Source organism: Alcaligenes phenolicus, from assembly GCF_032063905.1.
Taxonomy (GTDB): domain Bacteria; phylum Pseudomonadota; class Gammaproteobacteria; order Burkholderiales; family Burkholderiaceae_B; genus Alcaligenes; species Alcaligenes phenolicus.
Window position 1 is genome coordinate 307,525 of sequence record NZ_DAMBOE010000004.1, and the last position, 13,276, is coordinate 320,800.

The following is a 13,276-nucleotide window of genomic DNA, read 5'->3' on the forward strand; positions in this document are numbered from 1 at the left end:
CTTGATGCGTTTACAGGGTTGAACGCACCTAAAGAAACCCCTTTAGGTTTGATGAGAAGGTTTCCCCAAATGACCTGGACCAGGCCCCTTGAGGAACCCTTCTAATGAAGGGTGAATAGCGCCAACCATTGGCACTGAGGGGTAAAGCATCAGCTGATCTTAACTATCTGACCAAGCCGATGATCGGCAGTAAATTCAATTGCATTGATCGTAGGCACAAACTTATCCAGCATCGTGATGGTCTCTGAGACATTCCCTTTCTCATCCACCTCCAGGTTCTGGATACGTTCTTTCTTCTTAAAGGTATCCCCCTTTATCAGAAAAATCCGGCCGTCTTTCGATTCAATGCAGCCAGTCACCTGGCCGGCCGCCAACGCAAGCGCCAGGTGCCATTGAGTCATCGTACGAAGCGGTCTTCTGTGACTGGTCCGCACCTGAGAGAAATGAACATCAAAGCCTTGCCACAATAGACTCGCCTTCCATGTATTGAGCTCGTCTTTCAATTGAGCGGCATCGATTCGAACCGCATGAAAGTCAAGCTCCGTATCAGCTGCTGGCACCTGGTAGGGTTCATCATCCCAGACCTCTGGCAATACTTGATCTACGAACTCTCCGGCCTGAGCCTGCGCAAGCCAGTCAAGAACGCTTTTACGTGGATGTGTGCTTCGGATTTTGGTCCCGAAAATGACACATTGTTTGAATTGCTGCTCGGGGGCCATAAAGAACCGTAAATTGTCGAAATTACGGGCCAAAAATGTCCGAATCTCAGCATCTAAGGCGTAGTACGGAATGATGTAGATAAGTACCCCGCCCTCAACCAGGAATGACGCCGTTTTCTTTAAGAACGTACGCTCCAGACGTTCGGCTTTATCAGAGTCGGCGTTGGCCATGTTCGCCGCATCACTGATTCCAAACCCGTAAGGAGGATTCAGAAACAGTAGGCCAATACTGCGAGCCTTAACCACGACGTCATGGAGGTCCGCGTGAATAACCCTATCCAAGAGGGTTTTCGCGTGCCAGGCGCGTTCTTTATCAAACTCAACCCCCAGAGCTTCAATGCTTACTGAAGCGTCACCAGCGCGCTCCTGTAGGCCAAGACGGATGTCAGCTAGCGCCGCACCTTCCCCGCAACATGGGTCAAGCAATCGCATGGGTCTTGATGCTGGCATGAGGAAGTGTTGAATCCGCTGCAAAGTCTCATCATCGGTCGGGTAGTATCCGGCTTTGACGAAGTTACGTGCCAAGCGAGTGAACAAAAGAGCCATGTCACGCCTCCTGAGCATCAATGAGCGAGATCTCGCGGCCAAACACCAAACCTGCTGTTTCAGGCGATGGCTCGCCATTCTGAGATATCCACCAACTGGGTGGTTGAAGGGGGTAAACAAGCAGGCCAAGGTATGGACCTTGTGAGGCAAAGCAAACGATTCTGCATTTACCAATATTGTTAAACCTGACCATCACAGTTTCGCCAATGGCTGGAACAGGTTCTGGCCCGGTCCAGATCAGTCGATCATCGGTACGGTTTCTTTCAGTTGTGTACAGCGGTAAGGTGAAATAGCGGACAACGATCATGTGGGCCTCCGAAAAATACACGACGAAAGACCCAGACGGATCATCCCGCCGGGAGAGTTGAAAGAGAAAAACGCAAACCCATCCTGATGGGTTTGCATGGGTTAGAAGATCAGTACTCCGATGGCAATGTCAGCGTGGTGCAGGATCGATCCCATTCTGTAATGATCCAGATCTTGAGCTGGTCATTGACGCGATACGACGACATCAGTCGCCCTCCACACGCTAGAGACCGCTGGTTAAATCGCCAATCTTCGTGGCACAGATCCCCCCAATCACCAATAGCGTGACGAGCCAGGTACTCGCAAGCGTTGATCGTGCCTTCTTGATCCAGCTTGGTAACACCTGGCGTAGCCACAACCACACCGAGCTCAAAGCGCGGCAGCACATTGGCAAGAGGCGAGAGATCGAAGGAATCTCTGCACACAGGTTGAGTCTGTTCAGTCATAGTCGGCCTCACTAAAAATGCGCAGGCCATACCCATGCGGGTCTGTGCCCGCAGGGGTGAAAATGGAAAGACAAAAGAAAAGCGAATGTCACCAGGTCTATGAAAGACGTGGCATACATTCGCTAATTTGGAGGAGCGCACTCCTCATAGGGCACACCGAGGTGTGCTGAAATGGTCGCGTGCTAAACGCTAAGGCATGAACATCTTCATGCCACTTAAGATCAGACCGGCAAAACCAGCCAGCATCAAGCCAAGACGGATGGTCATATCCCGCTTGGTCACCTCGATGTCTTTTCTGGTCACCTCAATATCGTGCTTCAGTTCAGTGCGAAGCGCGGCAATGTCGTGTTCAACCTTGGCTGTCCACTTCTCCAGCACTTGATCAAGTGTGAGTGCCATAGCACCCTCCATTGCGATGGCCACCTTTTCGGCAACCTCTTGCTTCATACCGGCATCAACCAGGCCCTGCCGCAGCAGGAACAAGTCAGATGGACTCATTGACATATAGTACCCCTTAAAAAATCAAGAGGGCTATCAACCCGCGAGGGTCGAAGCCCCCAAGGGTCAGTTAAAGAATCAAGCGGCTACCGCTGTAGCGCCGAATCGCAGCCAATGAAGTGCTTGCAGACGCTGCTTGAGATCACCTGGCAAGCGTTGGGCCAAATCTTGTCGAACAGAGCAACCTTGGACCAGACGTACGAACGAGCACACCTGTGCGGGTGCCAACTCATGCCGAACAGCCAGAAACTGCTCAAATCCCTCTTCATTGGCCTGGGAAAGCCAGTCATTAAAGAGGGAATGCAAACTCTTGCGCTGAGCCGTCGTGATAGGGAAAAAATGCATTTGAGCCATGATCGTCTTCCAAAGAATGGGGACGACCAAGCCCCAGGGGACACGGTGTCCCCACGGGGTTAGTAAGAAGCGCAGGTTAAATCTGCGTGAATGAATAAAGCGAGTTACCCAGGCAGCACTTACTGCCTTGGCGCGTTTACAGGGTTGAACGCACCTGATTGAAACCATCGTTGGTTTGCTTAGATGATTTCCCTTGCAGGCCTGGCCTGATTGTCCTGGCTCGCAAGGGAACCCATCTAGGTTCCGGGCTTACATAACAAATTAAAATTCATACCCCCTCACTCCCCTTGGTGGATCCAAGGTGTGCGTCACCGAAATGGAGGTCCTGGTGACAAATGAAACGGCGCGCAAGTTACGTGGCTGATTTTGCTATCACCAGCTCCGGCTTAGCGCAAAAGCTGCGGACGCATAAGGACGCCGCCTCCCAGATTCAACGATGCACCAATGCACTGTGCGGTCTGGCTCATGGTCTCGATAGCATCAAGAACATAAGTCAAACCGCCACCTTTGGGCGGTTTAGAAATGAGGGTTTACTGGGCAAACCAGATTTGTTGTTTCGCATCGAAACGGTAGCCATGACGTTGGCCAAGTTCAGCTGCTTGCCGTCGTAGCAGCGCACGTTCTACAGTCGCATCAAGTTTGATGGGATCTCGGTTGACAATGGCTCGGAGCATTTCCGCGTCAAGCAACCCATCGTGCCCTCCCTGCGTTGACTCTTGTGGTCCAGAACCCGAAGACCCTGACTGGGGCTTCCCACCCTTGTTAAAGTGGCTAAAGTCTTTTGCGGTAGATGGAGGGGGAACTGGCTTTTTAGGTGGTGCAACCCGTACAGGTCTTTGCTCGTCAATGGGGTCAGGCTCAGCTTGCTCATGAGCAGTCGATAATTCGGCCTGGCTCTCAACTTGTAAATCGTGCAAACGAGCACGAATTTCTGTCACACCTTTGCCAAACGCGATGTATTGCGACAGATAGATTTCACTAATCCACACAGTTGCCTGGTACTCACCTTCCTCAAACTGATCCAGGAGGGGGTCTTTGACCTTGAACTCACCATAAGCAGTTGAGAGGTCTGCAACGCAGAACGCACCATTTCGACTTTGTCGAATCCGCTTTACGCGCAGCTGCGCTCCATCTATACGGATCATCGTGATCTCCTTCATAAAGACAGGGAGACCAAATCCAGCCGGAAGAGATCTCCCGGTGGGGTGTGAAATGAAAGTACCCGTGCAGCTTACGCCGGACGGGTACAGGGGGGCTTAAATGGTGGCTATCCAACTTGCGATCGGATAGTAATTTAGAGCACGTGAGGTTCCTGTTTGAACGTGCAATTCAACGGACGTACTCGTGTGATATGTACCCCAACTCTATACAGAGCGTTCACGTTTCAGGGGTTGACGTGTCGTGCCCGAAGGCGACCAGGTTATTCAAGTGACACCTGAAAACACTCGCAAAACCGAAGTAGTTTAGTCGCTAATTTTTCCAGCATCAAGGAAAAGAAAACCCTCGCACAGCCCCTAGTGGGAACAGTAACGAGGGTTTGGATGAAACATTAAAAATTAAGCAACGCTCTGATGAGCATAGCTTGCAGCGTATTGAAGCGCACTACTTGCTCCATATCCTGCTTGATATGCCGCAGCGCCTTGGTTCACCGGCACCGGAGTGCTGTTGCTGTTGAACTTTGGCGTTGCTGGACCTTGAGCGTTTTCCTGTGGTGCTTTATTTTCAGACTGCACTTGCTCAGGCACATCCTGAGAAGATTCATCATCGGTCGAGGGGTTCTGCAAAGGAGCATCCTCCTGAAAAGGAGTGTTATCCATGCTGGGCTCTTCTTGCAATTCACGTCGGAAAATATTAACGCCATCAACAGTGACACTGTTGATCAACAACAGACGTCCCTTGATAAGTGCGGCAGGCTCTTGCTCGCCAGTAGTGCGCCCATTCTCATCTCGAAGGTTGCGCATGTAGGAATGGGCGTAAATATCACCCACACGGAACGAGACGAAAACCTTGCGTTTAGCTTCGACATCACCCTTGAGTTTTTCCACCATTTCGATGGCTTCACTCCCCGAGACCCGGAGGTCAAAGTAGGTGTAGTCAGGTTCGTCCGTCTTTCCACGCATGGCAGAAATCGAGCAAGAAAGAAAAGGCTTTGCTTTGCGGCCAGAACCCTTGGTTTCAACCCAACGAATACGGTTCAGATAACCGATACCGTTAACGTGAAGATTGAAGTGGTTAGAAGTTTGAGTGGAAGCGTTAGTCATGATAGTGAACTCCAGAAAAATGGACTGGAGGAACACGCACCCACCCAAGAGCCGAATGGCCTGGACAGGGAAAGCGGGTTCCCTGTCCGGGTAGCAAAGAAGAAGATGTACTCTGGTACTGTCTTAGAGGATCAGTACGTGCGTCTTTCAAGAGTTGAGACGCCGCTGTGGGGTGCCTTATGGCGATTCACGACAGTAAATTATCAGCGATCAATGTCAAAGTCAATTCTACGTTTCAACCATTTAATGACCGGAAAAATAAAAATGGCCCACCCCACGGAAAGGGTGAGCCAAAAAACAAAGGATGCCTCAGAACTGCTTAGGCAGCCCTGCCTGTTTCAGCACACCATTGGCAGTGTGTCGAGACAATATCTTAGAGTCCACTGGAAAGTGGGTTTCAGTAAGAGGCGAATACCAGATAACATGGTCGCCCTTCCCTTTGCGTACTTCGACGCAGCCTGCTTGTATGAGAATTTTTATCAGCTGCGGCGTATAGCTCGCACCCATCTCAAGCTTGGCTACGTTGGAGGGGTGCAACACGCCTAGCAATGAGTTCAAAACTCTCACCAGTGGCATCCTTATGAACGCCATTGGCGTCCAAAAGCTCCGGCACCATTACGTCCAACTTTTGTGTCAGTTGTTCCATCGTAGGTGCCTCGGTGATTAAGCCAGGTACGTCCTGAGACGTTGCGACCCAAACACCAGCCTCGGCATCCCAGTCCGCATAAACCAGGTGAAGTTTGGCCATCAGAATGTCCCCTGGAGAGGATGAAATTAAAAGCATATTCGCTCCTAAAAAAAAAGGAGCAGCAGCCCTTGCGGGTTGCTGCCCGCAAGGGTGTAAAAAGCCCAGGCAATGCCTCGATGCACTTTCAGGGTTGAGCACATCTGAACCGCTTTCAATCGGTAAACGGTACAGAATCAACCTACTCGATTTAATCACAGCAGTCAAACTGGCTTTAATCAGATTTCAAGCGTGAGCAAGCGCGGCGGACTCCCCTTGCATCCATCGTTGCAATGCGGCATTCGTGATCGCAGCTGCTTCATTGGCTTGTGTCATTGTCACAGCCTCTACAACATCAATTTCTGTCTCACGCTTGCCCTCCAGGATCTTCCAGACAGCCTCATCAATCGTGTCGGGTATGAGCGGCACGATAACCATCACATCGCGCTGCTGGCCCAGCCGGTACGCCCTATCCTCGGCTTGGCGCATGAGCGCGGGGGTCCAGGGCATCGATGCAAAGGCCACGTAGTTAGCAGCGGTTAGAGTAATACCGACTCCAGCTGCCATCGTAGTGCCGATAAACACCCGGACCTCGGGGTCATCTTGGAATGTGTCGATGGCTTTTTGACGCTTGGTGGCCGAGTCAGCGCCGACCAGGCGTACAGCCTTGATACCGGCGGCCGCAAAGGCGTCATGCATGGCATTGACCGTGCTCATGTACTCGCAAAAGATGATGATCTTGTCTTCGGCCTGTAGGCTCTCAACAGTTTCTATCAGGAACGGTGTTTTAAGCGTTTCAAGACACTGGCGCAGCTTAGTGATCTTAGGCATGGCCATCAGGCTCATGTCATCGTAAATCTCTTTGTAGGCAGCCAAGCCTTCGCTGGGTGAGATATAGCGCACCGAGTGCGTTTTAGCGCCAAGGTCGAGCACGTCCTTTCGCCTGCGCAGCATCCAACCGCCCAAGGCACGGGCTAATGCTGCTCGACGATCACGGGATCCAGTGAATTCTTTGCGGAACTCCTTCAGCTCCATATGGCCAAGTGAGTGGCCCGTCAAACGCAAAAGCGTGTGCAACTCAATTTCACGATTCAGAAGCGGCGTGCCGGTCACCACATATCGTTTTGGGATCCGTGTGGCCATCACAAAAGCATTACGTGTACGCCCAGATTTGTGCTCCTTCAAATAATGCGCTTCATCAATGGCCATAGCCTCAAACTCAAGCGCGATCTCTCGCACTAGGCCACCCAATCGTTCGTAGTTCGCAATGACCCACTGACAGCCGTATAGCGTCGAGATCCGGTCATCCCCTGCAAAGCCGACAATAGCATCGGGGTACACGGCATGAATCTCACGCTCCCAGTTGATACGCAGAGAGGCGGGACAGACAATAAGCACTCTTCCCTGCCCTGCTGCCAGGCGAGCACCCACAACTGTCTGGCGTGTCTTGCCCAGACCCATATCGTCGCCTAAGCATGCTCCTGTCTGCCCAGCAAGGTGACGTACCCCTTCGATCTGATAGTCTCGTAAGCCCGCGCCCACAGCAGCAGCGGCCAGCACAGCCTCATCGATGTCAACTGAACTACTTTGTTCCAGGTCAGCAGACAAAAAACCCGCGCCGTCTACATCTTGACCAGGACTGCCATCTCCTCGCTCAGGTGTTGCAGCAGGAACCTGAATGGGAGATTCGTCAGCATTCGGTGATACCAGCTCTTCGAGTACGACGGGCTGCTCATGCACGAACGAAAATTCAGGGGCCACGCCTGCCAGGTCACGGAGCACCTTCTGGATGTGAGCTACGTCACCGCGTACTTGCCACGCCGCAGCGGGCTTATGAAATCTCCCCTGTAGCGCCCGCATTGCACGAACGCACAACCCATCATAGGAAAAGCTGACGGCATGTTGGCCATGGTTAAGCTCGCCTCTGGCCAGCTCAAAAATTTGGACGTCGAGCAGTTGGGTAAAGTAATCTGGCTCGGGTGCCCTTATAGCTGCTTTTAATAGCGCACCAACCCCGTCAAACTCAACATGCTCACGCAGATAGAGCGCTTGTAACCAAGCCAGGGCATGGTCCGCGTCAGCCTGCTCCAATACCCACATTCGCCGTCCTGGACACCACCATGCTCCAGCTTTGGACAACCGGGCCGCCATTCCTGAGATATTGAATAGCTGCAACCCAAGCCTACGACCGTCAAAAACGGCTTGAATCAGTCAATCAGGAGCCTTTAACGAGATTGGGATAATGCTCAATGGTGCAGCACCTAAAACGCCGAAAACTCTACTGCAAGCAAGCTGGAGGCAAGAATAAAGCCACCGACTCCAAAAGAGGCAATAAATAAATCACTACCTTCATTGCTTACGGTGCAGGTCATGCCTAGTACGCCGAATATAGCTAAAACTACAAACATCCAATACACAGACATTTTCAATCCTCCGAATTACAATTTAGTTCCAGGATGAAGAGGGTCGGCTCCGATGTAACAGTCGTCTGGCGCATCCGGCCAATCACGACGGCACACATCAAAATCTCCCTGGTGCCATGCCATAAGAAAATATAGACCGTCATCTGTATTCATATCGATGGCGTATTCAATTGCCGCAACTGCTGCATTCATAATTACCTTTCCTTTTAAATCATCGGGGCTATTCTCGAGCAAGCACCCTGCTGGTATCAGGGCGCTTGCCTCCCACTCAAACACTCGATTCTCTTTCCCTTTCAAGCAGATACAGAAAACGCACAATCGGAACCACAACCGCTAAGATTAACGAACACAAGGCCAAGAAAAGAAAGCCGCCATTGATCTCAATCTCAAGAACACTATTGAATACGTAACAAATCACAACTACTGTCATTGTTAACACTGACACCTGCGTAACAAGCCACGCCAACTTTACTTGCATATTTCCTCCGTTTCTGTAGACCAGGCCACTGTTTTACTGATCAAGCGGGCACATCCTCATCCAACGATGCCTCCTGATCACGGGCTGACGAAGGTCGGTTTGCTTGTTTGTAGGTGATCGACTCAATACGAGTGAGCTGCAGGGCTACATCCTCAGCGACAATCTTGATGACTTGTACCTCGGCATTCGTGGTCTCATCTTTGGCAAAGAAATCACGCTCCTCACCAATAACCAGCACGCGAGCTCCCTTGCGCAAAAACTGTGCGCACGCCTCGGCCTTGCTGCCGTAGATCTCAACCTCACGCCAGAAGCCCCCAATCTGCCCAACTTCGCCGGTGGCCTGGTCCACCCCATAGCGCCCAAAGTACACACGCATACTGCACACACTAAACTCTTCCCCCGAATTGTTCTTACGAGGAATACGTTTCAAGGTGGGTGAGTCGCCCAGGTTGCCCTTACCAATAAACAAGTTCTGCATATCAACTCCTTTCGGTGAAAAAAAATCGACTTGACCGTATGGTCAGACCGCCCTGCATTAACTGGATCACGTCCCACTTCTACTCGGGATAGGCCTGGCAAAAGTGGGAACTTTGCGTTGCTGACACAGTAACTTCAGTTCACGTACGAGTCCGCGCAACTTGAGGTGTTGCGAATTGAACTCTTGAGCTTGGGAATTGGCGTGTTCATACCAGTGCCGCAGCACGGTCGGTAGGACCGAATATCTTGAGTGCGCCTCTTCCCATGACAGATGCTTCCTTGTGCCAATCTCGCGCCAACGCAGCGCCATATAGCCGTCCGCTTTACGACGGTGCTCGGCCAGATACATGGAATAGCCAGCCACTTTCTTTGTGGCAGCACAGAGAGCAACCATGTCTGCTTCAACCTGGTCAACTTGCATGAGATGGTGGCGCAGCGACTGGGCGGTGCCCCTACCCGTAAAGGGCTTTGTGTCAACCACGCTCTGACACGTTTCGTTCTCCAAGGTCTTCCTTGCCCACTCAACCACATTGACACGTAGGCTTCGAGTTCGCTTCGTCATCCTTTCGCCCTTTCCTCACAAAATCCTTTCTTCACACCAAATCCGAATCGGCATCTTGAAACTGATTGGCTTCGCGCTGTGCTTCAGCTTCGGACAGTTGCACACCTACTGACTGCAACAGGCCCCTTTCCTTCTCAGTTAATGTGTACCGTCGCCGAGAATGTCGTGGTTGCAGCTTGGCGGTAAACACGTCGGCAGGCACCATGCCGAATACTTCGCGCACGAATTCCACACGCTGCTTGCCCTCTTCTGAAGCATGTTCCGTAATGAAGTCCAGTCGGGACAGCGCATTGATGTCTGGCTGCATGAGCCAACGTGAGAACCTGGCGACCTCATTGAATACGCGACGGATAAAGCGAGTCATTTCTGTGATCGAACGGCGCATTTGCTGATCGCTTAAGAGCGTCTTGCGACCCAGCGTCTTTTGCAAACGGATGAAGTAGTCGTAATCAACAATCAAGCGACTGATGCTGTATCCGTAGGGGGATCGGAACCCCAGTTGCAAAGACTGCGGTTGAGCGGACTTCAGCACGGAATAACTCAACCCACGTTGCTGCTGGCTGGACAGCAAAGTCTCGGCAGCCTTGATCTCCTCTTGCAGCCGCTCATTCACTTCTTCCATGGATTGTTCATGACGCAGCAAAGACCAATCGGCATAGGGATTATCATTGCCAGTCAACAGCCATAAGCTGCGCAACGAACTGGCGACACGGCGACCACCCACAATAGGCGCCACATCCGAGCCAGGCTCACGAACACGCCCCATAAACAACCTGAACGCTTCTTTGGTATGCAAGGTCATCAGATCGTCTTCTGAATCAACCAGAGAGCCCAGATCATCCATAGCGAAGAACTCAGCTGGCTTAACGTCGGGATCAGAACCCTTGCGTGTGTGGAACTTGGCCTGCATACGAGCCAATTGATCTTTGCGATCTTCCAGTTCGATATACCGCTCATAAAGAGGATCATCCTCATGCATCGGACCTGCCATATACGCAGCCAGCAAGGCTTCTTCGCCGGTAATCGAATACCCATCGGTGAAGGGGGAGTTCTCCTCCGTAGAGAACCCAATAAGAGACTTGGGTGCGGGAATGGCAGCGGGCTTGTCGCTGGACTTGAGTCGTGGCTGCTTATCAGTCGAAGTAGGCATAGGTAGTCACTGAGAAGAGGAAAGTGAATAGGAGGAGACGGACATCATCAGACCGTCGATCCCTTGAAATCTGCCAGCGGTGTTGCGTTGACAGCATCCAGAAACGGGAACGTATTGGCACGGAACCCAGGCAACATGCCGCTCAAAGGGTCTTGATTGAGGAATTCCAACAAGGCGTCACTGTTGACTGTGACCAAGGTGCGGTAATTGGGCTGAGGCATGACGTTAATAAGCCCCATGGATTCCAATCGCTCGAAGGCACGTTGAACTTGACGACGGTTGATCTGACCTCGCAATGAGTCCAAAGCCATCTTGGTAGCGGACGTCCGCACTCGACGCTCATCTCCGTGGTCTTGTAGCAGTACATGAAGAACCAGGGCATCACTGTATTTCTGTAGCCTATGCAGAAGATGGATAAACAATTGTTCGTTAGTCATTAATACGGTCTCCTAAGTCTGTTCTCTTGAGTAGCCCAAATTGGGCTACTTCCCAACCGTTGGGCGGTGGCCCAAAACGGGCTACTCCCCACCCGGTGTGAGGTGACCCAAAACGGGCTACCTCCCAACCGTTGGGCATTGAGACAAAACGTCTTACCTCCCACCCGGTGGGGATTGAGACAGAATGTCTTACCTCCCAACTGTTGGGGATTAGGACAAAATGTCCTACCGAATGAAGTTCTGGTCAGCCAGGCCGTCATGGCAGCTTCCTCATGGTCTGCACCTGCTGACGCAACTGGGCAAAAGCCTCCTCTTTTGTCATTGGAGGCAGAGAAGTCGTTAGGTTTGTATTGAGCGCCTTGATGTGCTCTTGGACGGCGTCCTGCGCATGTCGATTTTGTTCACGCTGGCTCGCGATGCTTTGTGCATACGCCAGATGCACACGCCCCGATTCCAAGCCAACACGCAGCGAATGCAAGTAACCAGGAGGATTTGCGATTTGCTTACCTGGATTGCGCAACTGGCCTTCCAGTTCATCCAGTAAACACTGACGATGTTCGGGTTTAGCTGTGGCCAGCACTTTCCGTACAGCCTCATGCCATTGCTTGCCAAGCACACTGGGTAGGCTGATATCAACCTCGTCGTTTTGAAAATTCAAATCATCACGACGACAACCCGCTATCTCGGCCAGTGCCTTGGACTTATCCCCTGCAGACGCCGTGGTGATGGCGGGTCTTGTAGTTGTTTGAAGAGATATTGTTGTATTGTTGTTTCGCGGTTTGGGCAGCTTAGTTTCGCGTTTTGGGCAAGTTAGTTTTGCGGTTTGGGCATCAAGTTTCGCGTTTTGGGCAGCTGGGCGAGTTGTGAGGTCGCTTGCTTTTGTGAGTTGTCCACAAGCTGCACCAGGACTGACTGAGGCCTGAGCAAAGAGACGTCCAGGATTCATACTGGCAGGGTCACGCAGCGCGTGCTGGAGGGTAGCGTTTGCCCGTGCTGCGCCAGCACTATCCAAAACAAACAGTGGCCTTTGTGACTGTGTGCCAGCTCCAAATAATTTGCTTGATCGTGATGGCGCGGGCTTCTGCCCATTCACAGGAACAGGTTTGGATACCGATGTCAGTTTCGGTGCATCAGCAATGGGTGGCTGATCGGTAGACTCAGACTTGAGGGGGAACTGCTCCTGTCCATGTAATAAAGGGCATAAAGCCAGCAGGTTAATGCGTATACGATTGCCTGCTTCCTGGAGTAGACCCATCTGTTTCAGGCGATCACGGGCATTGCGTTGTGTTTTGCTGGTCAAGCATAGAGCGTTACGAATCGCCTGTTGAGACAACGTGAACTCACCTTCAATGCTTCGGCTGTAAGTGAGAACATGCCGTTGCTGAATCAGCAGATAAGAGAGGTACAAGCCAGAGGCCACATTGCCCGCGATATCCGCCAGGGGCCGATAAAAGCTCACGTAGCGTTTCAGCAATGGGGCGAGCTGCGCCCAGTTTGCTTTCTGATCAACAAGCGAGATCCCCAGGCAAGAAGCGAGACGATCCAGGTTGATACGGTAATGGAGCTTGGCCGGTCTACCAGCAAGCTTTTCTTGGATCAGCGAATGTTGAACAAGTAAGAGACGAGCACTCTCCTGCTCTCGGGTACTCAATCCCGTTGCTTGCGCACATTGTTTTGCCGTCAGAAAGAACCAGCCATCACGATTTTTATAGTGAACGGCAGTATGCCGAGCCCAATAGAGCGCGTGCCCCAAAAACAAAGCAGCTTTGAAATTACCCAGCGTTTCAGCCAGGTTTGGGTAGTACTGCACAAACCCTTGGCTGGTGAGCAACTGCATAGCCTCATCAATTAGAGACGCCGTCGTTGTATCGGTGTTTAATGCGGCACCCATAGCC

The 13,276-nt window shown here is 51.8% G+C and carries 15 protein-coding genes; all 15 read right to left on the reverse strand.

Translation table 11 applies throughout. The annotated features are described in order from the left end of the window. Positions 1-149: 149 nt before the first annotated feature. On the reverse strand, positions 150-1,265 hold the full coding sequence (locus tag U2949_RS11035) for a DUF6094 domain-containing protein (RefSeq protein WP_026484856.1): 1,116 nt from the start codon (positions 1,263-1,265) through the stop codon (positions 150-152). A 1-nt stretch (position 1,266) separates the two neighbouring features. Further along, on the reverse strand, positions 1,267-1,572 hold the full coding sequence (locus U2949_RS11040) for a hypothetical protein (protein ID WP_035275441.1): 306 nt from the start codon (positions 1,570-1,572) through the stop codon (positions 1,267-1,269). 109 nt (positions 1,573-1,681) lie between these two features. Further along, entirely contained in the window at positions 1,682-2,017 is a 336-nt protein-coding gene (locus U2949_RS11045; protein ID WP_080655589.1) for a hypothetical protein, read from the reverse strand. 189 nt (positions 2,018-2,206) lie between these two features. Continuing rightward, entirely contained in the window at positions 2,207-2,515 is a 309-nt protein-coding gene (locus tag U2949_RS11050; RefSeq protein ID WP_026484857.1) for a hypothetical protein, read from the reverse strand. A 78-nt stretch (positions 2,516-2,593) separates the two neighbouring features. Beyond that, complete coding sequence (locus tag U2949_RS11055; RefSeq protein WP_026484858.1) at positions 2,594-2,869, reverse strand: hypothetical protein; 276 nt, start codon at positions 2,867-2,869, stop codon at positions 2,594-2,596. Between the two features lie 530 nt (positions 2,870-3,399). Then, positions 3,400-4,014 carry a DUF3275 family protein gene (locus U2949_RS11060; RefSeq protein WP_026484859.1) on the reverse strand — a complete coding sequence of 205 codons (615 nt, stop codon included), beginning with the start codon at positions 4,012-4,014 and terminating at the stop codon, positions 3,400-3,402. 411 nt (positions 4,015-4,425) lie between these two features. After that, positions 4,426-5,130 (reverse strand): DUF3577 domain-containing protein, encoded by a 705-nt coding sequence (locus tag U2949_RS11065; RefSeq protein WP_321287714.1) that lies wholly within the window; start codon positions 5,128-5,130, stop codon positions 4,426-4,428. 309 nt (positions 5,131-5,439) lie between these two features. Beyond that, positions 5,440-5,721 carry a type II toxin-antitoxin system HicA family toxin gene (locus tag U2949_RS18735; protein ID WP_346659465.1) on the reverse strand — a complete coding sequence of 94 codons (282 nt, stop codon included), beginning with the start codon at positions 5,719-5,721 and terminating at the stop codon, positions 5,440-5,442. Then, positions 5,639-6,073, reverse strand: a complete 435-nt coding sequence (locus U2949_RS11070; protein WP_262479196.1) for a DUF1902 domain-containing protein — start codon at positions 6,071-6,073, stop codon at positions 5,639-5,641. Before U2949_RS11070 ends, U2949_RS18735 begins: the two co-directional genes overlap by 83 nt. 27 nt (positions 6,074-6,100) lie before the next feature. Then, positions 6,101-7,954, reverse strand: a complete 1,854-nt coding sequence (locus tag U2949_RS11075; RefSeq protein ID WP_321287715.1) for a DEAD/DEAH box helicase — start codon at positions 7,952-7,954, stop codon at positions 6,101-6,103. A gap of 338 nt (positions 7,955-8,292) precedes the next feature. After that, positions 8,293-8,469 (reverse strand): hypothetical protein, encoded by a 177-nt coding sequence (locus U2949_RS11080; RefSeq protein WP_160289048.1) that lies wholly within the window; start codon positions 8,467-8,469, stop codon positions 8,293-8,295. A 326-nt stretch (positions 8,470-8,795) separates the two neighbouring features. Further along, complete coding sequence (locus U2949_RS11085; protein WP_026484866.1) at positions 8,796-9,233, reverse strand: single-stranded DNA-binding protein; 438 nt, start codon at positions 9,231-9,233, stop codon at positions 8,796-8,798. Between the two features lie 592 nt (positions 9,234-9,825). Beyond that, positions 9,826-10,944 (reverse strand): PFL_4669 family integrating conjugative element protein, encoded by a 1,119-nt coding sequence (locus U2949_RS11090; protein ID WP_321287718.1) that lies wholly within the window; start codon positions 10,942-10,944, stop codon positions 9,826-9,828. Positions 10,945-10,991: 47 nt separating this feature from the next. After that, positions 10,992-11,381 (reverse strand): hypothetical protein, encoded by a 390-nt coding sequence (locus U2949_RS11095; RefSeq protein ID WP_321287720.1) that lies wholly within the window; start codon positions 11,379-11,381, stop codon positions 10,992-10,994. A 256-nt stretch (positions 11,382-11,637) separates the two neighbouring features. After that, a complete protein-coding gene (locus U2949_RS11100; RefSeq protein WP_321287722.1) occupies positions 11,638-13,272 on the reverse strand; it encodes a hypothetical protein in 1,635 nt (544 codons plus the stop codon). Between the last annotated feature and the right edge of the window lie 4 nt (positions 13,273-13,276).

Excerpts from the sequence above, each read along its gene's own strand:
- U2949_RS11075 (WP_321287715.1), bottom strand. The coding sequence starts at position 7,954 with ATGTGGGTATTGGAGCAGGCTGACGCGGACCATGCCCTGGCTTGGTTA.
- U2949_RS11065 (WP_321287714.1), bottom strand. The coding sequence starts at position 5,130 with ATGACTAACGCTTCCACTCAAACTTCTAACCACTTCAATCTTCACGTT.
- U2949_RS11100 (WP_321287722.1), bottom strand. The coding sequence starts at position 13,272 with ATGGGTGCCGCATTAAACACCGATACAACGACGGCGTCTCTAATTGAT.
- U2949_RS11045 (WP_080655589.1), bottom strand. The coding sequence starts at position 2,017 with ATGACTGAACAGACTCAACCTGTGTGCAGAGATTCCTTCGATCTCTCG.
- U2949_RS11040 (WP_035275441.1), bottom strand. The coding sequence starts at position 1,572 with ATGATCGTTGTCCGCTATTTCACCTTACCGCTGTACACAACTGAAAGA.
- U2949_RS11050 (WP_026484857.1), bottom strand. The coding sequence starts at position 2,515 with ATGAGTCCATCTGACTTGTTCCTGCTGCGGCAGGGCCTGGTTGATGCC.
- U2949_RS11090 (WP_321287718.1), bottom strand. The coding sequence starts at position 10,944 with ATGCCTACTTCGACTGATAAGCAGCCACGACTCAAGTCCAGCGACAAG.
- U2949_RS11055 (WP_026484858.1), bottom strand. The coding sequence starts at position 2,869 with ATGGCTCAAATGCATTTTTTCCCTATCACGACGGCTCAGCGCAAGAGT.
- U2949_RS11085 (WP_026484866.1), bottom strand. The coding sequence starts at position 9,233 with ATGCAGAACTTGTTTATTGGTAAGGGCAACCTGGGCGACTCACCCACC.
- U2949_RS11035 (WP_026484856.1), bottom strand. The coding sequence starts at position 1,265 with ATGGCTCTTTTGTTCACTCGCTTGGCACGTAACTTCGTCAAAGCCGGA.
- U2949_RS18735 (WP_346659465.1), bottom strand. The coding sequence starts at position 5,721 with ATGGCGTTCATAAGGATGCCACTGGTGAGAGTTTTGAACTCATTGCTA.
- U2949_RS11095 (WP_321287720.1), bottom strand. The coding sequence starts at position 11,381 with ATGACTAACGAACAATTGTTTATCCATCTTCTGCATAGGCTACAGAAA.
- U2949_RS11080 (WP_160289048.1), bottom strand. The coding sequence starts at position 8,469 with ATGAATGCAGCAGTTGCGGCAATTGAATACGCCATCGATATGAATACA.
- U2949_RS11060 (WP_026484859.1), bottom strand. The coding sequence starts at position 4,014 with ATGATCCGTATAGATGGAGCGCAGCTGCGCGTAAAGCGGATTCGACAA.